We start from the raw sequence: 24,748 nt of genomic DNA on the forward strand, positions 1-24,748 counted from the left end.
AGTTACCCCAGCACTTCGTTCTTCACTTCACTCTCCCAGGCCAGCATACCACCCTCCAGATTCAGCAGGTTGGTGAGGCCGAAGTTGGTTTGCAGGCGTTCTACGGCCTGAGCACTACGGGCGCCGCTGCGGCAGTACACCACCACTGGGTGCTGCTTGGGCAAGGTGGCCACGCCCTTTTCCAGGCTGCTCAGGGGCAGCAGCGTGGCCCCGGGCAGGTGGCCGACCGCATATTCGTGGGGCTCGCGCACATCCAGCAGGAACGGCGGATGAGTTGAAGTCAGCCGCTCGTGCAGTTCGGTTACGGAGATGCTGGTAACGCCCGCCCCGCACAAATCGGCGTAGTCGGCGGTATTGGCGGTGTCGAGCGTAAGGGCGGCCTGCTCGGGGCGGCGGGTAAACTTCAGGGTGCGGGTCTGGAAGGTGAGGGCATCGAACAGCCAGAGCCGGCCGCTGAGCACCTCCCCAATACCCAGAATCACTTTGAGGGCCTCCGTGGCCTGGGCCGTACCCATCAGTCCCGGCAGCACCCCAAGCACGCCGGTAGCGTCGCAGTTGGGCGCTTCGGTGGCCGAGGGGGGCTGCGGGAACAGGCAGCGGTACGTAGGGCCGCCCTGGTAGTTGAACACCGAAACCTGCCCTTCAAACTTATAGATAGCCCCAGAAATCAGCGGCTTGTTGTAGCTCACACAGGCATCATTGAGCAGGTAGCGGGTCGGGAAGTTGTCGGAACCGTCAATAACCAGATCATACCGGCTCACCAGTTCCCGCACGTTGCCCAGCGTGGCCCGGCAGTTATGCACCTCTATATTTACCAGCGGGTTGAGGCGGCGCAGGGCCTGGGCGGCGGTGGCGGCTTTGGGCTGACCCAGGTCGGCGGGGCCGTACAGAATCTGCCGCTGCAGGTTGCTGCGGTCCACTTTGTCGGCATCCACGATGCCCAGCGTGCCCACGCCGGCGGCGGCCAGGTACTGTAGAATGGGGCAGCCTAGGCCGCCGGCCCCCACCACCAGCACGCGGGCCGCCTTCATCTTCTCCTGGCCCGCCTCCCCGATTTCGGGCAGCTGCAGGTGACGGCGGTAAATCTGGCGTTCTTCGGAAGTGAGCATGGCAAAGGAAAGGTGAAGGCGTAAAGATGGGCCGCCGCCGCTGAACGGCCAGCAGTTGCCGCCGCAGGCATCGGCCGGGCCGGTTCTGCCGTAAGCACCGGGGGCGAGGAGTACGGGGCGCTCCGACAGCCTGCCAGTCCAGTCGGTGACGCGGCGTGCCAGGCTCTTCAAAACTCCCAACCTCTTCGGAAGGTTACTTAATATACAAGGCCGCGGCTTTAGTCCTGGCTTTATTGCTCCTTTCCCCTTACATCCTGCCTGCCGTGTCTGCTCCCGTTTTCCTGCCACCTACCAGTTACGACTACGTTACCGTGCACAAGGTGCAGGGCGAAACCGTGACCGAATCTTCCGATGTGCTGGCCGCCGAGGAGCCGCTGGAAATCCGCCTCGGCTACGGCCCCGCCGGCCAGCGCCAGCACCGCACCCTCAGCATCACGATGCGCACACCCGGCCACGATTTCGAGCTGGCGGCCGGCTTCCTGTTCACCGAAGGCATTATCCGTAGCCGCCAAGACTTGCAGGGCGTCATCTATTGCCCCGATGTAGAGAAGGAAGAAGAGCGCGAAAACGTGGTGCGCGCCGAGCTGGTCCCCACCGCCTCCCCCGATCTGCCGCGCCTGGAGCGTCACTTCTACACCAGCAGCAGCTGCGGCGTGTGCGGCAAAACCAGCATTGAGGCGGTGCACGCGGCGGCTTGCCCGGTGCTGCCCGCAGCGGGGCCCTACGTGCCGGCCGGCGTGCTGCACCAGCTGCCCGAGCGGCAGCGCGCCGCCCAGGACCTGTTCGAGCAAACCGGCGGCCTGCACGCGGCGGCCCTGTTTTCGCCGGAAGGCGAACTGCTGCTGCTGCGCGAAGACGTCGGCCGCCACAACGCCCTCGACAAAGTCATTGGCGCGGCGCTGTTCCAGGAGTTACTGCCGCTGCACAACGCCGTGCTGCTGGTCAGCGGCCGGGCCTCGTTCGAGCTAGTGCAGAAAGCGGCCGTGGCCGGCATTCCGGTGCTGGCCGCTGTGGGCGCCCCTAGCTCCCTGGCCGTCTCCGCCGCCCGCGACTTCGGCGTGACGCTCTGCGGCTTCGTGCGCCAGAACCGCTACAACATCTACTGCCACGACTGGCGGATTACGAAAGAGCTGTAGAGACGCGTATTCGCGTCTCCCCGTTGAACTACAGGAACCGCAACGTGCGTCTAAAAAGTGGCTTGAACAATGTATAGATGCGAATATGTGTCTATACATTGTTTAAGCCATGCAACATGTTATCTTACCCCCAATATGAAGCTTCGCCTTGAAGACAATATGCTGCGCCTGCGCCTGGACGAGCCGGAAGTAGCTGCCTTCCGGCAGCAGGGCCGGCTAGAAACGATAGTGCCCTTGGGCCTGACCGCCGCCGACTCCCTTACGTATACCCTCGAACGCGACTCTGCCACGCCAGTTTTGGCCGTGCGCCACGAGGCGGGCCGCGTACGGGTGCTGGTGCCGGCCACGGTGGCCGACGGCTGGACTTCCTCGGAAGCCATCAGCCTGCGCGGCACCCAGGAAGTTGCTGACAACCAAGTCGTCCATATCTTGGTAGAAAAGGACCTGGGCTGTAAACATTAGTCGCCCGCGCCGTTTTACCATTACCACCGCTTTAATCCCACTCCGCATGGAAGATTCCCCAAAATCCGACCCTACCCAGGCCGGCCACCAGCAGCAGCAAAAAGCGGAAAACGCCCCTAAAAGCGGCGAACGGAGCGACCAGGGCGAGGCTCCGGCTCCCGACCACTACCGCCCCGACCCCCAGAGTATGCGCGACGAAAGCAACATTACGCCACCCGAAGTGGCCAACGCCAAGTACACCAACCCCATTCTGGCTCAGCCGCCAGAGGCGCTGACCGGCCTGACGCTGGATGCCCCGGCCAAGATAGCGGCCGGCGTAACGGCCGTGCTCAAAAGCATGGAGTTCAGCTGGAAGGAAGGCGGCCTCGACCGGGGCACGCGCGGCCTGCTCAAGATGAACCAGAAGGACGGTTTCGACTGCTCCAGCTGCGCCTGGCCCGACCCCGACGACCACCGCTCGGTAGCAGAGTTCTGCGAGAATGGCGCCAAAGCCACCGCTTCGGATGCCGATGACAAGGCCGCCGGCCCCGAGTTCTTCGCCAAGCACAGTCTGGCTCAGCTTTCCCAGATGACGGACCGCGACCAGAACAACGCCGGCCGCCTCACGCACCCGATGGTAAAGCGCCCCGGCGACAACCATTACTCGCCCATTGCCTGGGCCGATGCCTTCAACATCATCGCCAAGGAGTTGAACGCGCTGGACTCGCCCGATGAGGCGCTGTTCTACACCTCGGGTAAAGTACCCAACGAGCCGGCCTTCCTGTTCCAGCTCTTCGCCAAGCAGTTCGGCACCAACAACCTGCCCGACTGCTCCAACATGTGCCACGAAAGCAGCGGCGCGGCCCTGAGCCCTACCCTAGGCTTAGGCAAAGGCTCCGTCACGCTCAACGACATCTACGAGGCTGAGGTCATTCTCATCATCGGCCAGAACCCGGGCACCAACCATCCGCGTATGCTGTCGGCCCTGCAGAAGGCCAAGAAGAACGGGGCCAAAATCATCAGCATCAACCCGCTGCTGGAAGCCGGCCTCAACCACTTCAAGAACCCGCAGGACTTCATGAACCCCTTCAAGGCGCTGGGCGCGTTGCTGGGCGACGGCACGCAAATCACCGACCTGTTCCTGCAGGTGCGCGTGGATGGCGACATGGCTCTGCTGCGCGGCATCATGAAGCACCTGTTCGAGGCCGAGGACCGCAACCCCGGCCAGGTGGTGGACCGCCCGTTCATCGACAAATATACCACCGGCTTCGAGTCGTTCGAGCAGAACATCCGTAACACGCCGTGGGAGGATATTGAGGAGCTGAGCGGCATTTCGCGGGCCCAGCTGCTGGAAGCGGCCAACATCATTGCCCCCAAGCAGAAGATTATCACCTGCTGGGCCATGGGTGTCACGCAGCAGCGCCAGGGCGTGCAGACGATTCAGGAAATCGTGAACCTGCAGCTCATGAAGGGTGCCATCGGCAAGCCCGGTGCAGGCACCTGCCCGGTGCGCGGCCACTCCAACGTGCAGGGCGACCGGACGATGGGCGTGTGGGAACAACCCACCAAGGAGTTTCAGGATGCACTGGGCAAGGAGTTCAACTTCCAGCCGCCCTACGAGCACGGCCTCGACGTAGTCGACTCCATCAAGGCCATGTACAAGGGCAAAACCAAGGTATACTTCAGCCTGGGCGGCAACCTGCTGGCCGCCGGTCCGGACACCGAAGTCATTGCTGAAGGCATGCGCAAGCAGAAACTCACGGTATTCGTGGGAACCAAGCTCAACCGTGGCCATCTCGTAACCGGCGAAACCAGCCTGCTGCTTCCCTGCTTCACCCACGCCGACGTGGATATGCAGAAGAGCGGCCACCAGATGACCAGCTGCGAAAACTCGATGGGTGTGGTGAGCCAGAACAAAGGCATTCTGGTGCCGCTGCCGGGTCAGATGATGAGTGAAGTGGCCATCCTGGCCGGTGTGGCTATTGCCACCCTGGGCGAGAAAACCAACATTGCCGACTGGGTGGCCATGACGGAGAACTACGACGTCATCCGCGACCATATCAGCCGCGTGATTCCGGGCTTCGAGAACTTCAACGAGAAGCTGCGCCGCCCCGGCGGGTTCTATCTGCCCAACGGCCCGCGCGAGCGGAAATTCACCACCAAAAACGGCAAGGCCAACTTCACCACCACCGAGTTCCAGAAGTACCAGCGCGAGCTGGAGCCCGGCCAGTTGGTGATGATGACCGTGCGCAGCCACGACCAGTTCAACACCACCATCTACGACTACAACGACCGGTACCGGGGCATTACAGGCGAGCGGCGCGTGCTGTTCATGAACGAGCAGGACATGGCTGAGCGCGGCCTTAAGGCTAAAGACCTGATTGACATCACCAGTCACTTCCTGGGCTCCACCCGCACTGTGGAGAAATTTCTGGCCGTTCCCTACGACATTCCGAAGGGCAATGTGGCCGCTTACTTCCCCGAGGCCAACCCGCTGGTGCCCATTGCTAGCGTCGCTAAAACCAGCAATACGCCCACCTCGAAGTACGTGGTAGTAACCGTAGTGCCCGCCCACAAAACTGTCGGCGCGCCTGTGGAACTACGAATGGCGGCCGAGGCGTAGAAACCGGTACCTTTGTATAACGAAAAACCCCGACCGTGTGAACAGTCGGGGTTTTTTATGCGCAATTTCCGAGCTTAGAACGGGTAGCCAATGGCAATGTTGAAGCGGCCTGTTTCGGAAGTTTTGTTGTAGATGATTTCGTTGGTGAGAGGGCTGCGGATTTCCGTGTTGGAATACGGCAGGCGCAACGGATAGGCATAATCGAAGCGAATCACGAAGAACTGCACATCAATGCGCAGGCCGGCTCCGGCACCTACGGCTAGTTCTTTCAGGAAGGTGTTGGGCGAAAACTGCCCGTTCTTACCATCGGGGTTACCTTCCGCGTCAATAGTCTGGCGGCTGGGGTCTTTGTTGATCAACCAGATATTACCCGCATCTACGAACAAAGCGCCCTTCACATACGGAAACAGATCCTGGCGGTACTCGGCATTGGCCTCAATGCGCATATCGCCCACCTGGTCGTAGAAGGAGCCGGTTTCGCTGGCGGCCGGCGAGCGGTAGGTGCCCGGCCCCAGGCCCCGGGCGGCAAAGGCCCGCACGCTGTTGGGACCCCCGATGCCATACTGCTTCAGGTAGGGCAACACGCTGGAGTTCTGGTACGGCAGGCCCACGCCCAGCAGCAGCCGCGTGGCAAACTTGTTGCCGCTGGTGGGGTTGGAACTGGTGCGGAAATAGTTGCGCAGTTCCAGATCTACCTTGGTGTATTGCGAGAACTGCTGGCTGAGCAGCGTGTAGGCCTGGCTGCCATCGGCATTGGTTACGCGGGGTTGGCCCGAGAGTGAGCTAAGCAAATACGCCAGGTTACCGGCCACCTCAATGCCGCCGCTGAAGTACAGCTGGTTCCGGCGCTGCTCCAAAGCCTGCTGGTTGTAGGTGTAGCGGTAGGAACTGGCCAGCACAAACTGCTGCCGGAACGAGTTGGCCAGAAATGGCCGCTCCTGCAGCAGGCGGCTGAATACGGCGCTGGTATCAGCCAGGCGCAGGTACTGGATGTCAATGGGCCGCAGCTCATGCTCGTTGGTGAGCTTGGTTTTCCAGCTGTAACCGTAATTCAGGTTGAAAGCCTGCTGGGTGAAGGCATCCAGCCGGGTTACCGATTTCACTCCCACGCCAAACGTGGTGCGGGGCTGGAAATCAGAGTTTTTCAGGCGAATGTCGAAAGGCGGCGTAATGAGGCGCGGCACCGACAGCTGGGCATCGGCCCCCAGCTCGTAGCTGGTCAGGCCAATGGTGTTGGCGTCGCTCAGCCGCTGGTTTTCGAAGGAACCCGTTACGTTTATCAGCAGTTGCTCGGCGCCGCGCAAGGCAGAACGGTTGCGAAACTGAATCCGGAAGCCCGGCCCGGTAAAGCCATTCGACTTGCTCACCAGCAGCACCTCCGCCCGCAGGCTTTTCTTGGGCACCTGCGTCATGCGCACGTAGGAGTTCAGGAAGCCATACCCCGCCGAGTCGGCCTTCTGGCGGGCGGGCCGGAACCCGATATCCACGTACTTGAAGGTACCCAGACTCATCAGGCGACTCAGCGTCTGATCCTGGCGGCGGCGGCGGTACACGCTGTCGGGGTACAGAAACACGGCGTTGGTAATGGCACTGGCCTTGAACACCTTTTCGTCGGGGTAGTAGATGTAGCCCTTGTAGTTCATGGGCCGCTCCGCCAGCGTGGTGTCGCTCAGCGAGTAGTCGGTATTGAGCCGGATACGGTTGAGTACGTAGGGCTTAGCCGCCCGCTCGGGCGTTTTTGCCTTGATTTTCAGGTACACGTTCACCTGATTGTTCAACGTGCTGTCTACCTGAAATAGGATGTAATCGGGCGAGAAATAGTAGTAGCCCTGGTTTTTGAGCGACGCATCAATGCGGGTCCGCTCATTGGTAAAGGTTTGCAGGTTGTACGCATCGCCCACCTTCAGCAACGAAGTAGACTCGGTGGCCCGCACGGCGCGGGCCAGCAGCGAGTCACCCTCGGGAAAATGAATTTCCTTGATGGTATAGGGCTGGCCCACCGTGGCCGTATAGTCTACGCTGGCGGCCTGGCCTTTGGTCTGGATGCGGCTGTGTACTACCGGCTGAAAGTAGCCATTGTTGTAGAGCCGGTTAGTCATCAGGCCCTTTACTTTCTGGGTATCTACCTGGCTCAACAGCACGGGTTTCTCGCCGTACTTATTGGCCAGCCAGTGGCCCAGCCCTTTAGTTTTGCCTTCGCCGAGGTGCCATAAATACAGCTTGGGCCGCATACCCAGAATGGAGGCATTGGGCTTGGGCGTGATAACCGAGGTCAGCTCGGTGGTAATTTCTGCCTCCCGGGGAATAGGGCTGGCCGATTTCATTTTCACGGTGCTGCCCGTGTAGAGCTTGCTGCCCGCCGGAATGTAGTTGAGGCCGGAGCAGGAAGCCAGCAACGCCAGCAACGACACGCCCGCTCCCCAGCCCCCGCCCCAACGGGCCGGCCGCATCGGCCGGCGTGGGTCAGCTGAAGCGTTGGTTTTCGGAAAGAAGGGCAGATGATGCAGCATGAATACCTGATTCAGAGAAGAAAAATAGCCGGCGACAACCTATGGAGCAGGCTGAAAACGGAGAACTAACGGCGCGTGGAATTGGGGCGGGCAGCCTGGCGGGCCGAGTCAGGACGCGCTGTTACGGGGCGGACACGGGTGGAATCGGGGCGGTTATTGGGGGCGGCGTTGGTAGAGTCGCGGCCGGCGCGGCGGTCCTGGCGGCGGCGGCGGCTTTCCAGCTTCACTTCCTCCTTCACGTTCTTATCGATGCCCTTGAACAGGTCAGCCAGCGTCTGGTAGTCGCGCTGGAAAATCAGCGAAGCCCCGGTCCGGACAAACTGCCCATCAATATCTCCATACGCGTTGTTGCGGAAGGCCCGCAGCCGAATCCGGCCGTTGGCCAGCACGTTGTATTCCACGCTCACATCCCCAGCAAAGGCACTGATACCGGCCTGGTTCTGGCCCTGCGAGGTCTGGTTGCCACCGCCCAGAGGCACATCGGTACCAAGGCGCACGGTGAGGCGGTTATTAAGCAGCTGCCGGCGCACGGCCACGTTCAGGTCGGTGCGGGTTTTCTCGGCCCCGCTGCTGAAGTCGGCGTAGGAATTCACGCCCAGTTCCACGCCCAGGTTGGAGAGGTAGGAGCCGGTGAGGTTGTTTAGCTGCTGGGTGAGAACCTGGCTGGCCGAGCCGCGCAGCTGGTCGGCCACAATGCTACCGCCGCTGCTGCGGAACGGGTCATCGGCCAGGAAGCGGTTCAGCACCAGCAGCGAAAACACCTGCTTGTTCATCTCACTTTCCTCGGAAGGCTGGCGCAGCTGCGTAAGGCGGGCCTCAATGGGGCCGCGCAAATCGGAGCGAGCTTCCTCGGGCAAGCGAATATCAAACCCGATAACGGGCTTCAGCAGCTCGCCGGTTACTTTCAGATCTACCTCAAACGGCAGCTGGTTGCGGCCAATGGCCGACAGCGTTTCATCGGCCAAGCCCTGGGAGGAAAGTAGCTCGGCGGGCGCAGCGCGCACGTTGTAAATGGCCGTCACGTTGGCCTGACCGTTGTACGGGTCGCCGCTCCAGGTGATGGAGGAGCCGGGCGCAATGTCGAATTCCCGCGACGCCAGATCATATAGGGACATCTGATACTTGCCCTGGGTCACGTCGAGGCGGCCGGTAAGGGTGATGTTACCGGCGGGGTCGATGGCCGTATTGAGCGTACCGTTGGCCTGCACTTTCAGGTTGTCGCCGGAAGCTTCATCAATTACAATCGTGAAGGGCGTATTGTCGGTCACCGTTACTACCGCCTGAATATCGTAGCCGGCAGCCGTCTGGGCCGTATCAAGGGCCAGCTGGCGGGTGAGCATCGTATCGATGGGCGCGCTTTTGTCCACGAATTCCACAATACCTTCGCGGGCTACTTCCACTGGGTCATCGGTGGGCACGCCCACAAACAGATTGGAGCCGTCGGCCACCCGCGCCCGGGTCCGGACGATGGGCAGGTTGAGGTTGCCGGTAATACGCGAATCGGAATCCACGAACAGCTTACCCCAGAACAGCGGGTTCTCGTTGCGGGAGCTTTGCACGGCCAGGAAATTATCGGTGCGCGCTTCCAGATCGAACCGGAAATCCGATACGTAGTCGCGGGTGCGGATGCGGCCGTTGATGACGGCCTGGCTGCCCAGCGAGTCCTTCACCACGAAGTCATCGAACCCGATGCCCTGATTAGTAAAGTCGATGTCCTGCGAGGCCAGAAAATACGGTGCCCCCAGCTGAGAAAGCGTGAAGGTAGCATCGGGCGTGGTGGTGAGCATACCATTGATGACGGGCTGACTCACGCTGCCCGTCACGACCAGTTGCCCGGTCAGGCCGCCACCCATCTGCTGGAGTTGCCCGGCCGAGAAGGGCTCAATGATTTTAAGGTCGAGCCGGTTCACGTTCACGTCAAACTGAATTGGGTCGGGCGGAGTGGCCAAATAGTAGCCCACGGCCCGCACATCCATGCCCTGCTGGTTATTCAGGCGCACATCCACGTTGTAGCGGTTGGCTTCGGGGTTCGTAGCCTGCAACGCCACATCACCGATGATGGCTTTGTTGTAGGCGAAGCCCGCCAGGTTGGCGTTGGCCGTGAAAGCCTGCTTAGGCTGGCCCAGGCTGTAGGCCACAGCCTGCCCGTTGAGGGTGCCGGCAATGAGGGAATCCTGGAAGCCGGCGGCCCGGCCCAGCGCGTTGATTTCCAAGTTTTCCATGTTCACCTGCAACGGGTATTGCGCCCCGGTGAGAGTCTGCAGACTCAGGCGGCGCTGGTTGCGGGCAAAGCTGACGTTACGGGCAAAAATGGCGCCGGTGCTGGTGGTATAGCGTAGCTCATTGTCGGCCGGAATATCCCACTGCTTCTGATCCAGCATCAGCTTGGGGTCGAAGCGGAAGGCGTAGGCGTTGCCGCCACCCAGTACCCGCAGAGCCCCGGCCAAATTTAGCCGTTCGGCACTATCGGTTTCAGCAATGCGCAGCCGCGTCCCGATTTCGTTGTTCTGTATGCTGCCCGAAAGGCTCGGGTTTGGAATTTTGAGGGTAGTATCCTGACTGATCTGCCGCAGACCCAGCGCGTAGTCCAGCTTCTGCGGGTCCGAACTCACGTTGAGCTTCAGCGAGTCCAGTGCGTAACCCAGGTACACAATGCGGCCCACACGGGTATTCAGGCGCAGGTCGGCGGCGCGGCTGTCGTAGCTGCCGGTGAGCTTGAAGGGGGTCAGCTGCTTGAGGTCAGGCACCAGTTGCTGCACCAGTTTCGGCTGCTTCAGGTTGGCTTCAAAGGTGAACTGCTGGTATTCGGCGCTGGGCCGGTACTGGATACCGGGCAAATCAAAATACCGGTCAATATGTTGCTGCAAAGCCGTGGCAATATCGCCCAAGCGGGTGTTGCCGCGCAGAGTAACATCGGCCACCGAACTGGTAAAGTCCACCTCGGTGCGGCCGGTGCGCTGCACAATACGTCCGCTCACCGAGTCCAGCGCAAACGGCCGGTTGTTATTCACAATGACGATGCGGTTGCCCGAGAACGTGCCGTTGAGCGTATTCAGATCAGACCCACTCAGATTGGCCTGCAGGTCGCCCTGTACGCGCAGGTCGCCGCCAGTGTAGAACCCCAGGGCCGTGAGGTTGGCCCCGCGCAGGTTCAGGCGGTCCACGGTATAGGTAGGGTTGGAAGCGTTGCGCAGGTCAATGGTGGCCAGCAGGTCGAGGTTGAGGTTGGGGTCGTCCTTGCTGCTGGCATCCACCACGTAACGGTTGCGGTCAATATCTACTTCGGCCGTAATGCCGCGGTAAGTGTAGCCGTTGTAGGTGGCCTGCTGCACGCGGGCATTCAGCTGGCCGCGCAGCAGGTTGGGGTCGAGGCCGCCGCGGCCGGTAAGAGTGCCGTTGGCCGTCACTTTTCCGATGGTCGGGTCACCGAGGAACTTGCCCACATCGAGGCTCTGGGTGCTGAAAGTGGCCGTCACGGGCTCCTGCCCCTGCGGACCTTCGCCCACGTTCACCTTGGCCGCCACGTTCCCGAAGGTAGTCTGCGCTTTCAGATCAGTATCGAACACCAGCGCCGTGGGCCGGCCCCGGAACGTGCCACTGGCCGTGATGCGGGGCGGCAACTGATAGCCGGCCGGCAAGGTACCGGGCGGCAGCAGCCCTTTAATATCGGCGGCGGTGGAGGTGAACTCCTTGATGTTAAAATCGGCAAATAGGCGCCGGTCAGTGTTGGGCAGGCCCACGAGGCGGCCCGTGGTCCGGATGCGGGTACCCTGCAGCCCCCGGAAGTCAATGTCATTGAGAGCTAGGTTGCTGATGCGGCCCTTGATCTGTCCGCTCATCACCAGCGGCGCGTTCGGGTCGATGCCCAGCTCCGGCAGCGTGCCTTTGGGCAGCAGGCTGCGCATGTCGGCTTCGGTGGTGCGCGCGTACCCTAGGTTAAGGTCCAGAATCAGCCGGTCATCGGTATTAGGCAAACCCTGAATCCTGCCCGAGCCGCGCACGATGGTGTTGCGGAAGCCCACGAAATCGAGGTTGCGCACCCGCACGTCGCCCAGCCGCCCATCCACCAGCCCCGAAATCAGGAACGACTGGTTGGGGCCGCTGCTGAATGGCGGTGTGTCAATCAGGCTTGGCGTGATGTAGAGCACGTCGCGGAAGCCCAGCCGGGCTTCGCGCAGGTCGCCGTTGAGCTTGAGGTTGGGCAAATCGTCGGCAATACCGGCCAGGTCCTTGTAGCCGATGCCGATGCGGCGTTTCAGGTGGCTGTGGGGCGTCACCAGGTCCAGGTCGTTGAGCTGGATGCGGTGGTCATCGTAATGCACCACGGCCGCGGCGCGGGTGATGGCAAAGCCGCTCTGCTCCTGCCCCGCCAGCTGCGTGATGCGGCCGGTGGTGCTGTCGGCGGAGTAGCGCAGGTTCTCGGTGTTGAGCGTGAGGTTCGTGAACTTCAGGTGGTTGTAGTCCATGCCCCGGATGCGGGTTTTCTGGCCCGGCTCGTTGAAGTTATCAAAGGCCACATCCACCCCGCTGATATCCGACTGCTTCAGGCTCACGACCCAGCTGGCTTCGGTACCGGTGGCGTTTTCCACGGCGGCGTTCAGGTCGCGCACGGCCTCGGCGGGGTTCACCACGCGCTGCTCCACGGGCACATTCTCGTTCTGGGCGTAGGCGAAGCTGGTGTTGCGCAGCTTCAGCGTGTTCAGGGCCACGCGCGAGTTCACCAGGTCAATATTGTCGGCCGTTACCTCGGCCTCTCCGATGCGGGTGCTGATAAACTGGGCCGACGGGTCGTTCTTGTAGCTCAGACTCACGTTTTCTAGCAACGCCCGGTTCAGCCCGAATTCCAGTTCCAGCGCAGCTGTATCCTGGGGCGTGTCCGGTGGCACTTTGGTTTGCACGATGACGATGCCCGTATTGCGCAGCGCGGCCTGATCTACTTTATAGGTAGAAGCGTCCACGTTTACTTCATCCATGTTCACGGCCAGCTCGCCTACGCGGGTGCGCACACTCATGCCGTCCACTTGGTCGTTGTAGGTAAGCAGAATATTGGTCAGGCGTACGTCCCCGATGTTGTACTGGAAGCCCGCGCCGGTGGTGTCAGCAGGTGTGGCGGCCACGGCAGTGGTGTCGCCGGTGGCGAAGGCCCGCGTGATGAAGTCGTAGTTGGAGATGCTGTCGGGGGCGGTGCGGCTGATGGCTACCCGGCCGTCGTTTAGCTCCAGGCTTTTGAGGTTGATCTGCGACTTGGTGAGGGCCCAGATATCCAGATCCACCCCTAAATGCCCCACCGACAGCAGCGTATCGCCTTTCTGATCTTCCAGGTACACACCATCGAAGTTGATGGCGTGGCGAAAATCGGTACGAAATTTGGCGATTCGCACTTCGGTTTTCAGTTTATCGCGTAGATAGCTTTCCGCCTTTCGAACCACGAAATCCTGACCCGAATCGGTTTGCAGGTACACGAAAAGACCGGCCACTACCAGTAGCAGGAAGATAAGCAGCCCCAGCAGGGCGTAGATAATACGACGCAGATAGACCGGCAAAAGGGAAGGAGTAGAAGTGAAACGCTGTTTGCCAAACGAGAAAACCCGGAATCGGGTTGGCTCATTGCGTTTTTAGCTACCCGCTTCCTGCGTATACCCACAAAAACCAGCCGCTCACCGACGCACCAATGTACTGCTCGCGGCAGAGTTGTAATTTCCGGACGGATCAGAGTTCTTGCTCCGCTCCGCTTCCCACCTTTTTTACTCTCCCTCCCGTGTCGCACTCCATTCCCGCCTGCTCCGCTCGTTTTCTGTATCTGTCGGCTGCGTTGGGCCTGACTGTTTTGGTTGCCCAGCCGGCCCAGGCTCAGTTTCAGTCCTCTACATCCACTACCCAGAGCGCCATGATGGTGCAGCTGACCGGCACAGTACTCAGCAGTACCGGGCAGCCGCTGGCCGGCGCCGCTGTAGGCGTGGAAGGCAAGAAACTGAACTCGGCCAGTGCAAATTCGGAGGGCTCCTTTCTGCTGACCTTGCCAGCCGGCGAACCGGTGGTGCTGCTGGTAAGCTTTCCGGCACACGAGTCACAACGGGTGGCAATCCGCAATCCGGCCACCGAAAAGAACCTGATCATCACTCTGCAGAGTACCGGCAAACAAACCTCCAAGGCACTGCGAGCCCGCCAGAAAAAGTACAAGCGCACCGGCGAGTAGTCTATCCGGTACAATTCGTTAAGACTGGTTACTGAGCACTTACTCTACTCGGTCCGGCGAAGTACAGCCTAAAATCAACCGGACACCAACCCTTAATCAATCAGGCATTGGCTCCGAAAAAAACGTGGCCTTTTCGGGGCTAATGTCGCCATTTTGCGGGCATAACCGGTGCCATTTTAGCCTAATATGCAGTATCTTCGGGCCCATTTTTATTCGTCAGCACCCGATGATTCTTCGCTTTACGCTACCCTTCCGCACAGCCTGGGGCCAGCGCCTGGTAGTCTGCGGCTCATTGCCCAGCCTGGGCCAGTGGAACCTCGACCAGGCCCTGAGCCTGCATTATCAGTCCGATTTCGGCATCTGGACGCAGGAAATCAGTCTGCCTGATGATCAGTTGGGTACCGTGGAGTACAAATACGTACTGCTGGACGAGCGGGATGGGGGTAAGCACTGGGAATGGGGCGGCAACCGCACTATCGGCTACGATGCCAGCCTGTTTACCCGTATTGTACTAGAAGACTTCTGGCGGGCCCCGGCCCTGGCCGAAAATGAGCTGCACACAGCCGCCTTCACCCAGGCTCTGATGCGCCGGCCGGCCCGGCACACGGCCCTGGCTACTAAGCCGGCCCACCTATCGGGCTCGGTAGTGCGCTTCCAGCTTTCAGCCCCCCGGGTTGATTCCGACCACCAACTGTGCGTACTCGGCTCCGACCCGGCCCTGGGTGGCTGGGATGCGAAGAAGGCCATATTCCTCTCGGATGCCGACTACCCAACTTGGTGCGCCGATGTGGCCCTGGAACAGCCGGAGCGGGCTGTGCAGTATAAGTATGGCATCTGGGACCCGCGCATGCAACAGATTTTGCAGTTGGAAGCCGGTGAAGACCGCCACATCCCGGCCAGCCAGGACCAGCGCACCCTGCGCGTGAAATCCGACGACCAGTTCCGCTACGCAACCGGCAACTGGCGCGGGGCGGGTGTAGCGCTGCCGGTATTCGCGCTGCGCAGCCGCCAGGGCCTGGGTGTAGGTGAGTTTCCCGACCTCAAGCTGCTGGTCGACTGGGCCGTAACCACCGGCCTCAAGCTGGTGCAGATTTTGCCCATCAACGATACCGTGGCCACGCATACCTGGGTGGACAGCTACCCCTACGCGGCCATTTCGGTGTTTGCCCTGCACCCGCAGTACCTCAACCTCGATGCCATTGCCGAGTTGCAGGACGAAGCCGCCCGCCAGGAATTGGCGCAGGTGCGCGAAGAGTTGAACGCCAGGGATTTCGTGGATTATGAGCCGGTGATGAACGCCAAATGGCGCTTTATCAAGCAGCTCTACCAGCAGGAGAAGAAAGCGCTGCTGGCCAACCCCGATTTTCAGCTGTTCCGCGACGAGCAGAAATCCTGGCTGATGCCCTACGCGGCCTTCTGTGGCCTGCGGGACCGGTTCGGTACCGCCGACTTCTTGCAGTGGCCTGAGGAATATCGTACCCCGGCCGTAGCCGCCGAGCTGACCCGCGAAGACAACCCTGAGTTCGACGAATTCGGCCTTCACTTCTTCACCCAGTATCACCTTGATAAGCAGTTGCTCGGCGCGGTGGAGTACGCCCGCCAGCGCGGCGTGGTAGTAAAAGGCGACCTGCCCATCGGTATCTACCGCCACTCGGTGGATGCTTGGACCCAGCCGGAGCTGTACCACATGCACCAGCAGGCCGGCGCCCCGCCCGACGACTTCTCGGTAACGGGACAGAACTGGCGTTTCCCGACTTATAACTGGGAACGAATGGCCGAAGACGGCTACCAGTGGTGGCAGCAGCGCATGGGCCACTTGGCCCGCTACTTCGACGCGCTCCGCATCGACCATATCCTGGGCTTCTTCCGCATCTGGGAGATTCCCGGCCACTCGGTGGAAGGCCTGCTCGGACACTTCTCGCCGGCCCTGCCGTTGCACCGCCACGAGATTGAGCAACGCATCGGCTGGTTTGATTATGGCCGCCTCTGCGACCCGTACATCCGCTGGCACCTGCTCCAGGAAATCTTCCACGGCCAGGCCCAGAGCGTATTTGATGAGTTCATGGAAGATGCCGGCCACGGCGTTATCCGCCTCAAAGACCACGTGCGCACCCAACGACAGGTGGAGGCCGTCATCAACGAGAAAATCCAGCACGATCCGGCCAACACTGAGCACTACACTTGGTTGCGAACCGGCCTGTACAAGCTCATCAACGAAGTCCTGTTCGTGCCCGATGACCAGCAAGCTGACTTTTTCCACCCGCGCATCACGCTGCACCTGAGCCGCTCGTTTCAGGAACTCGACGAAGCCACCCGTCCGCGCCTGCGCGAGCTTTACGTGGACTTCTTCTACCGTCGCCACGAGGATTTCTGGCGTCGGCAGGGCCTGGTGAAGCTGCCGGCCGTGCGCTGGGCCACCGATATGCTCATTTGCGGCGAAGACTTGGGCATGGTGCCTAAGTCGGTGCCGGGCGTGATGAAGGCCCTGGGTATCCTGGGCCTCAATATCCAGCGCATGCCCTCTGACTCCACCGTGGAATTCGGTCACCCCAACGCCGCGCCTTATCTGAGTGTAGTGAGCCCCGGCTCGCACGATATGAGCACGGTGCGCGGCTGGTGGGAAGAGGACAGGGAGCAGACGCAGAAGTTCTTCGAGACGATTCTGGGCCACTGGGGCGAGCAGGCTCCGCAGTACTGTGAGCCCTGGGTAGCCCGCGAAGTAACGGTGCAACATCTGCACTCCCCCGCCATGTGGGCCATTTTCCCGCTCCAGGATCTAGTGGCCATGGATAACCGCCTGCGCCGCGAGGACCCGCTGGCCGAGCAGATCAACGTGCCCGCCAACCCCACCCATTTCTGGAAGTACCGCTTCCACATTCCGCTGGAAGACCTGCGCGAGGAAGCCGGTTTCAACAATGAAGTACAGCAACTGGTAAACCAGAGTGGCCGCAACAAGGTGTACTAAGCCACCGATAGTCACAACCAGAATCCACAAGAGTCGCTTTCCTTTGGGAAGGCGACTCTTTTTTTTATTTTAACTATTTGCAAGTCAATTTATTACCCAAACACAAAGCACCTCATCAAGGCTTGCATGCTTATTTTTCGAACTTCCAGGGGGCACAGTAGCACGCCATAATTTTCTTATTCCTGTTCTGGGAACGGTAACTGGTCATAGCATTATCCCGGGAGTTGCTATCGACTATCAGGTTGCGACAAAATCGGCCTGTATAACCTGTTAGAGCAGCCTACTTATATCACTATACCTACACATATCCAAGGCTCTAGCCTCTTCCCGATTTGACAAAAAACGGATATATTTCCCAATTATAGAATACATGTATTTCATTATTAGATAGTTGAACCAAAGCATACACCCCGTGCGTAGGTTCACACAGCGTTAAGTGGCTTTTGTCGGAAATGAAGGCCACGCCAGGCTGCTCCGCAAGCTCCAGGCAGCTGGTTTCGCCTTTGCTGGCACTATTCCAACTTACTGACGCTACCGGATTACGCATTTTCAACCTACTCTATACATTTTCCATGAAGAAAGCTTTACGTCTCTGGGCGGCCTTGCTTCTGGCAGGCAACCTAGTATCACTCGACGTGCAGGCTCAACGGGTAGTGCCTGCAACTTCACTCCCTGCCGTGATGCCCAGCATCAGTGACCTGCAGCCCCCTTCCTTCCGGCAGAACAAGCTGGAAATTTTGCCTACGCAGCCCGTTACCACCCGAGTTCTGCCGGGGCAGGACGCCGGCCGCCCCAATGCCGCTCCTACAGTAGCAAACCAAACGGTTACCATTGGAGGTACCACGGGCTTGTATTACGTTATTAACCTCAACGTTACCAACAACGGCGGCTTCCCCATTACCGCTTACCGCTTCTTCTCGGTTCCTAATTCCAATGTGGCCGAGCTGTACGTATACAACTCCTCAACAGGAGCTATCAAGCAAATAACCACGGTTCCGGACGAGGAGTTGCTGTCGGAGTATAACCAAGTCTTGATTCGACCAACAGCTAACGCCACTGCCACTACCTCGTTCCAGTGGCGCGCGCGCAACAGCAATAACGAACTGTCCTCAGGTACGGCTACATTCACCATCAACGTAGAGCAGACGCCGGTTGCCGCCGCTCTGATTTCGCAGATTGTACCGGCCGGAGCTCCTGCTACTACTCTCACGGAGCCGTTGTCGGTGGAGCCCGGCAGTATTACGGCCACCGATTATGTTATTCTGAGCCTGCCCACAGCGGCTCAGGGGGTATTGGCTTTGAACGGCACGCCGGTCACGCTGAACCAGACCATTACATCCGCTCAGGCTGCCCAGCTTACGTTTGATCCAGCCACTGGCTTCTTCGGCACGGCGGTTTTTAACTACCGTGCCCGCAACGCGAACGGTACCAACGGCAGCAGCGCCAGCTACGGAATTCCGGTAGCCAAAACCACCTGCGGCCAAGCCAGCACCCTCAACTTCGCCAGGCAGCCCGACGGGCAGAACTTCCAGACCACCCAGTCGGTGCTGGTGGAAGGCGTAACCATTACGGCCAGCAACTACACGGCTCCCAGCGGCCAGACTGCGTTGCAGGTAGAAGACAACCAGGCACTGGCGGGTAAAAGCCTGCTCTGGCAGACCGATTACACGTCCTCGGCCAACAATGCCTCTTCCGTAGATTTTACATTTAGCCGGCCTCTGGATAACTTTTCCATTGCCCTGGCCGATATCGACCAGGTGAATGGCACTTGGCGCGACCAACTACAGATAGATGGCTACACGACTGCCGGGCAGCTGATTACGCTTTCGGCCGCAGATGTGGCCCTGGCCCCCAACGGCTCCAACAACTTCACTGCGACCAACCTGATTACGGGGCAGGGCAACTCCAACAACTTCGGCCCCAATAGCAACGTGGTAGTCACGTTTCCGCAGGCCATTGTGCGCCTGCGCCTGACCTACCGGAACACGGAGCCTGTTGCTGACCCCGGCGGACAGGTAATCGGTATCAACTCCATGTCGTGGTGCTCAGTTGTAGATGTCTACACGCGCTTCACGGCCGGGCCAGTAGCCGCCAACGTAGGCAATACCGTCAGCTACACCGTAGAATACGGCAACAATGGCCCCGATGCCGCCCAACAGGTAACCCGCACGGTAACGCTGCCAGCCGGAGCCACCAACGTAACCATTCCGACCGGCGCCACTTACGATGCCGGTACGCGCGTTATTGATTTCGGCACGGCGGCTTCCGTAGCCAGCGGCAGTCCAACTTCGTTTACGTTCAGCTTCACGGTTCCGGCTGCTACGGGCGCGTACAGCCTGGTAGCCAATACCAGCACGCCCGGCAACGAGAACGGGGCCACGGCCAACAACACGGCCACCCGCAACCTGACGGTGAGCGACTGTAATCAGGTGAGCACGCTGAACTACGCTACGGCTGCCACCGGTGACCGGCGCACTGCCACCGAAACCTTGGGCGGTACCTCTTTCACGTACACAGGTTACACGGCTACGCTGGCCGGAACCAACAGTTTCAGTGTGGGTACCAACGCCGGCGTGCTTCAGGGCCAGACGTTGGTATGGAATCAGAATACAACCGCAATAGCCGGCAACACCACGGTTACGTTACTGTTTAATCGGCTGGTGGATAACCTGACGTTAAACCTTCAGGATATTGACCGTGATGTTGCTAATGCCAACTTCGTTGATAACGTGCGGTTTGATGGCTACTCCGTTGCTACCGGCGGTACGGCGGTGACGCTGAGCGCAGCTAATTTCTCGTTCGGAGCCGCCAATGGCTTTTTCTCGCCGAATACGGCCCGGGGTGCTACCACCGCCGCCGCCGGCGACGCGGCAGGCAACGTGACGGTTCGCTTCACCACGCCCATTCGGCGTCTGGTGCTTACCTATTCCAACTCTTCAGGCAGCCTAATTGGAACCCGGGAACAGAATATCGGCATCAACTCCCTAACCTTCTGTGCCCAGGCTGACCTGGCTACTACAGTAACGCCCCAGACGACGCCCATCAACGCCGGGCAGACGGGCCAGCTTAACGTCACCTTCACCAACAACGGCCCCGACGCGTCTAACAACATAGTACGCCAGGTACAGCTGCCGACCGGCCTCACCAACGTGGTGGCTACTAATGGCGGTACCTACAACCCTGCCACCGGCGTTGTGACGTATACTGCTCTGGCCTCCCTAGCCAGCGGTGCTTCGCAAAACTCAGTCATTACCTTCACGGCGCCGGCAAACAGCCCATCCGTGACGGCGGCAGCCGTTATCAGCGGCGACGCCAGCGAAGGTGGTAATCTGGCCAACAACTCGGCCAGCGGCACGGTGGTCATCAATCCAGTAGCCGATGTGACGACGGTTGTGAGTGGCCCTACCAGCCTGTTGGCTAGCCAGCCTTCGGGCACCTATACGGCTTCCTTCAGCAACACTGGTCTGAGCAGTGCCAGCAACGTAACACAAACCGTTACGCTGCCCGCTGGCGTGACCAACGTGGTTATCCCGAATGGTGCTACCTATAATACCACTACCCGCGTCATTGACTTCGGGACGGCCGCTGCGCTGGCGGCGGGGGTTACAAACTCGTACCAGTTCAGCTTCACGGCCCCGGCCACTCCGGGCGCGGCCAGCCTGACGAGCAATACCAGCACCGCTACCGGCCAGGGCGGCAATACCGCTCCCGACCAGTTCACGCTGTCCTTGAATGTGCGGAGTGTGACCGATGTGGCTGTGAACGTGACGGCCCAGGCCAGCTCAGTAGTGGCCGGTGCGCAGGCCCAGTTCAACGCCAACTTCAGCAACGTTGGCCCCACGGCCGCCAGTAACGTTACCCGCCAAGTACAGCTCCCGGCCGGCCTGACGGGCGTCTCTTTGCCTGATGGCGGTTCATACGATCCTGCTTCGGGTGTGGTGACGTTCCCCACAGTGAGTTCGTTGGCCAGCGGCGCGACCCAGACGTTCCGGATTTTATTCAACGCCCCCGGTTCGGGCGGGTCGGTAACGGCTACCGGCAGCATTGCCACGGCTGATAACGAGCAGGGCCAGACGGCCAACAACTCGTCATCCGCCACCATCGCCGTAACACCGGCCTTCGACTTGTTGACCCGCCTTACGGGTCCGACTACCACAGTAGCCGGTACCCTAACGACCTTTAGCGTCATCACCCAGAACAACGGGCCATCGGTAGCCACCAACGTGACCCAAACCGTGCGGATACCGGCGGGCTTGACGGGCGTATTCGTCAGCAACGGCGGCACCTACAACAGCACGACCGGGGACGTAACGTTCCCGGCTCTGCCAACCATCAGCAGTGGAACCAGCATTAACAACACCATAAGTTTCCTGGCCCCAGCAGCAGGCTTCACGGCCACGGCCTCAGTAACGCCGACAGCCGGGGATACTAACACAGGCAACAATACGGCGACGGCCGCAGCAACAACTGTTACGACGGCTCCAGCTACCAGTGCCAACCTGTTCACCACCATCACCTCATCGGCAGCCACGGCTGCTCCGGGTGGACCGCTTACGTTCACGGTAACCCAGGGCAATGACGGCCTTAACCCAGCCAGCAACGTGGTGCAGACGGTATCCTTGCCAGCCGGCCTGACGGGCGTAACGGTTTCGGGCGGGGGTGCCTATAACCCCACTACGGGGCTGGTCACTTTCCCCACTATTGAGACGCAGAATGCTGGCTCCAGCACCTCGTACACCATTACAGTAAATGCTCCGGCAGCTGGTACGCTGGCGGCCGTAGCCAGCGTGGCATCGGGCACCCCTGACCCCATGTCTGCCAATAACGTGGCCACCACCACTGTTCGCGTGAATCCGGTGACGGATGTGCAGACCTCTTTAAGCGGTCCTACTGCGGTAACTTCTGGTCAGGCCGTGACCTACACGGTAACGACGGCCAATGTGGGGAACATAGCCGCCGCCAACGTAATTCAGACGGTACGAATTCCGGCGGGCCTGACGGGTGTGACGGTTTCGGGCGGGGGCAGCTACAGCAGCGCCACCGGGGTGGTTACCTTCCCCACCATTGCCTCGCAGCAGCCAGGTGCTTCGGTATCCAACACCATTATGTACACGGCTCCAGCCAGCGGTACCCTCAACAACGTGGCATCGGTGGCAACGGCTACGGCTGAAACTATCATCACCAACAACCGCTCGGCCGTTACCGCTACCGTAACGCCGGTGGCCGATCTGGCGGTCAGCCTGTCGGGCCCAGTGGCGGCAGTGGCGGGCAACCCGGTTACGTACTCCGTTACCACGACGAACAATGGCACATCGGCGGCAGTGAATTCGGCTACCACTGTGCAGTTGCCCACAGGCCTGACGGGCGTGACGGTTTCGGGTGGCGGCACCTACAGCAGTGCTACCGGCTTGGTTACGTTCCCCACCATTGCCTCGCAGCCGGCCGGTTCGGTTACCAATACCATCAGCTTCGTTGCCCCAACTACCTCGCAGCTGGTTGTAACGGCCAATACGGCGGCCGACAATGAGGAGGTAACAACCAATAACTCGGCTACCACCACTACCACACTTTCGGCGCCCACGGCCCAGACGGTGGATGTACAAACCACGGTATCGGCCAATATTACCACCCGCACGCCCGGCCAGCCGGTTACGTTCACGGTGACGACCACTAATAGCTCCGGCAGCTCGGTAGCTGCTACCAACGTGCAGCAGCTGCTGTACCTGCCGGCGGGCCTGACGGGCGTGACGGTTTCGGGCAGCGGCAGCTACAACAGCACGACGGGTGTAGTGACGTTCCCGATGGTGGCTTCGCAGGCGGTGAACAGCAGCACGCAGTACACCGTGACGGTGAATGCACCAGCCAGCGGCTCGTTTACCGCTACGGCCTCTGTCAGTGCGGCCCAAAGCGAAACCAACACGGCCAACAACACTGCTACCAGCGACATCACGGTAACGCAGCAGGCCGATGTCACGACGACGGTGTCGGGCCCGGCCAGCATCAGCCCCGGTGCTTCGGCCACCTATAACGTCATCACCCAGAACGGCGGCCCTTCGGCGGCGGCGGCTACCCAGCAGACGGTGCAGCTACCCAGCGGCCTTAGCAACGTGGTGGTTTCGGGTGGCGGCACGTATGACAGTGGCAGCGGCCTGGTGACCTTCCCGGCTATCAGTGCCCTACAGCCGGGCTCGGCTAACCAGGTGACTAACACCATCAGCTTTACAGCTCCCACCACGGCCTACTCGGTTAATGGTACAGTTGCCACCGCCACGGCGGAAACCAACGGGGGCAACAACACTTCGGTGCAGAATACGGCCATGACCAACCAGCCGCCCACGGCCAACGCGGTAGTCAACAGTTCCCGCGCACCGCTGGGCAACTCGGCCGGAGCCTTCGCCCTCTCTCCTCTCTCGGGCCGGGACGCCGATGGCACGCTGACGGTATTCACCATCACCAGCCTGCCCCCAAGTACCCAAGGCGTCCTGTTCTACAATGGCGTGGCCGTGACCGTGGGTAAGGAAATTCCGCTGGCTGATGCCGACAAGCTGTTCTTTGATGCGGCGGCCGGCTACGTGGGCAATGCATTCTTCACCTACACCACCACCGATAACGGTAACGCCGTTTCTGCCGAAGCCTTATATACGGTGCCGGTTGGGCAGGACCTCAACTCGGTGTACACCAACGCGCCGGTGAAAGGTGGCACGGTGGCTACCTCTTACCAAAACAACGACCCTATCGCCACGGTATTTGACGTGAACGGGGGCCGCTACAGTTCCGCCGGAGCCATTACGGCCAACGGCCTTGCTAACGCTTCCACCGATGCAACCGGTATTACCCAGCTCAGCACGCTGGGACTGCAGCTCAATCCCGTTACCGGTCTGATTTCGGTGCAGGACCGCTCTAAGCTGATAGCGGGCACCTATACCGTGCAGGTTACGACCATTGATGTATTTGGCGGCACGAATACCCAGCCCGTCACCTTCACCATTGGGGTAGCCCCGCTGCCGGTTACGCTGGTCAGCTTCACAGCCAAAGCCGCTGGCCTTGATGCCCAGATGGCCTGGAGCACGGCTCAGGAGCTTAACAACAGCCACTTCGTAGTAGAGCGCAGCCTGAACGGCCAGGAGTTTGTAGCCATCAGCCAAGTGAACGGCCAGGGTACCAAAACCACCACTACGTCTTACAGCTTCCTTGACCGGAACATTGGTCGGCAGGTGAGCGGCCCGGTGTATTACCGGTTGCGGCAGGTAGATCTGGATGGCTCCGCCTCATTGACTACAGTGCAGACAGTGGCCTTCACTGCTACCGCTAATGCCGATATGGCAGTGTACCCCAACCCGGCTTCGGAGCAGACCAGCACGTACCTGGATCTGACCACGCTGCCTTTAGGTACTTACCAAGTAACTGTAACCGATATGGCCGGCCGTACGGTCCGGACCCTGACCCGCTCCGGCGGCACCCTGCAGGTATTGGACGTAACCGGCTTGCCCCAGGGCAATTACCTGATTCAGGTGCAGGGCCAGGGCCAGGTGTTCACCAAACGGCTGACGAAAACAGAATAGCCTTCATCCTAAATGACTTAAAAAGCAAACTTTAAAAAGCCCGGCTTCAGCAAATGAAGCCGGGCTTTTTTGATAACTAAAACCCAGAACACTATTCCCATAATGGGAATTTTCTGTGAATAGGGCTTTCGCCTCGCTGAACTCCTGTTAAAAGACTGTGAACAATAGCAGTAAATGGCCGCTGGCAAAGTAATTTTGGACAGGAT

General features: G+C 60.2%; 9 protein-coding genes. 6 read left to right on the forward strand and 3 right to left on the reverse strand.

From position 1 onward, the window contains the following. Nucleotides 1-2: 2 nt before the first annotated feature. The gene (gene moeB, locus HSW_RS21020; RefSeq protein ID WP_044003712.1) at nucleotides 3-1,109 is read right to left on the reverse strand and encodes a molybdopterin-synthase adenylyltransferase MoeB; all 1,107 of its coding nucleotides are present in this window, start codon (nucleotides 1,107-1,109) and stop codon (nucleotides 3-5) included. A 263-nt stretch (nucleotides 1,110-1,372) separates the two neighbouring features. On the opposite strand from moeB, the gene fdhD reads away from it, so the two are divergent. The 3 genes from fdhD (at nucleotide 1,373) to HSW_RS21035 (ending at nucleotide 5,309) form a co-directional block, all read left to right on the forward strand. Then, nucleotides 1,373-2,245, forward strand: a complete 873-nt coding sequence (gene fdhD, locus HSW_RS21025) for a formate dehydrogenase accessory sulfurtransferase FdhD (protein ID WP_231501332.1) — start codon at nucleotides 1,373-1,375, stop codon at nucleotides 2,243-2,245. A 135-nt stretch (nucleotides 2,246-2,380) separates the two neighbouring features. Then, a complete protein-coding gene (locus tag HSW_RS21030) occupies nucleotides 2,381-2,707 on the forward strand; it encodes a DUF7009 family protein (protein ID WP_044003714.1) in 327 nt (108 codons plus the stop codon). A 46-nt stretch (nucleotides 2,708-2,753) separates the two neighbouring features. Further along, on the forward strand, nucleotides 2,754-5,309 hold the full coding sequence (locus HSW_RS21035) for an FdhF/YdeP family oxidoreductase (protein WP_044003715.1): 2,556 nt from the start codon (nucleotides 2,754-2,756) through the stop codon (nucleotides 5,307-5,309). A 74-nt stretch (nucleotides 5,310-5,383) separates the two neighbouring features. On the opposite strand, the gene tamL is transcribed toward HSW_RS21035, so the two are convergent. Together tamL and HSW_RS21045 are read right to left on the reverse strand one after the other, a co-directional pair. Continuing rightward, on the reverse strand, nucleotides 5,384-7,819 hold the full coding sequence (gene tamL / locus HSW_RS21040) for a translocation and assembly module lipoprotein TamL (protein ID WP_052346715.1): 2,436 nt from the start codon (nucleotides 7,817-7,819) through the stop codon (nucleotides 5,384-5,386). Between the two features lie 65 nt (nucleotides 7,820-7,884). After that, nucleotides 7,885-13,362, reverse strand: coding sequence for a translocation/assembly module TamB domain-containing protein (locus tag HSW_RS21045; protein ID WP_044003717.1), 5,478 nt, complete (start codon nucleotides 13,360-13,362; stop codon nucleotides 7,885-7,887). A 215-nt stretch (nucleotides 13,363-13,577) separates the two neighbouring features. Here HSW_RS21045 and HSW_RS24455 point away from each other — a divergent pair, with 215 nt between their 5' ends. The 3 genes from HSW_RS24455 (at nucleotide 13,578) to HSW_RS21060 (ending at nucleotide 24,542) form a co-directional block, all read left to right on the forward strand. Then, nucleotides 13,578-14,015 (forward strand): carboxypeptidase regulatory-like domain-containing protein, encoded by a 438-nt coding sequence (locus HSW_RS24455; RefSeq protein ID WP_197031924.1) that lies wholly within the window; start codon nucleotides 13,578-13,580, stop codon nucleotides 14,013-14,015. A gap of 226 nt (nucleotides 14,016-14,241) precedes the next feature. Beyond that, nucleotides 14,242-16,980, forward strand: a complete 2,739-nt coding sequence (locus HSW_RS21055) for a 4-alpha-glucanotransferase (protein WP_044003721.1) — start codon at nucleotides 14,242-14,244, stop codon at nucleotides 16,978-16,980. A gap of 572 nt (nucleotides 16,981-17,552) precedes the next feature. Continuing rightward, entirely contained in the window at nucleotides 17,553-24,542 is a 6,990-nt protein-coding gene (locus HSW_RS21060) for a T9SS type A sorting domain-containing protein (protein ID WP_044003723.1), read from the forward strand. Nucleotides 24,543-24,748 lie beyond the last annotated feature (206 nt).

The sequence above is a fragment of the Hymenobacter swuensis DY53 genome (assembly GCF_000576555.1).
GTDB lineage: Bacteria > Bacteroidota > Bacteroidia > Cytophagales > Hymenobacteraceae > Hymenobacter > Hymenobacter swuensis.

Excerpts from the sequence above, each read along its gene's own strand:
- HSW_RS21055 (WP_044003721.1), top strand. The coding sequence starts at position 14,242 with ATGATTCTTCGCTTTACGCTACCCTTCCGCACAGCCTGGGGCCAGCGC.
- HSW_RS21060 (WP_044003723.1), top strand. The coding sequence starts at position 17,553 with ATGAAGAAAGCTTTACGTCTCTGGGCGGCCTTGCTTCTGGCAGGCAAC.
- moeB (WP_044003712.1), bottom strand. The coding sequence starts at position 1,109 with ATGCTCACTTCCGAAGAACGCCAGATTTACCGCCGTCACCTGCAGCTG.
- HSW_RS21030 (WP_044003714.1), top strand. The coding sequence starts at position 2,381 with ATGAAGCTTCGCCTTGAAGACAATATGCTGCGCCTGCGCCTGGACGAG.
- HSW_RS21035 (WP_044003715.1), top strand. The coding sequence starts at position 2,754 with ATGGAAGATTCCCCAAAATCCGACCCTACCCAGGCCGGCCACCAGCAG.
- tamL (WP_052346715.1), bottom strand. The coding sequence starts at position 7,819 with ATGCTGCATCATCTGCCCTTCTTTCCGAAAACCAACGCTTCAGCTGAC.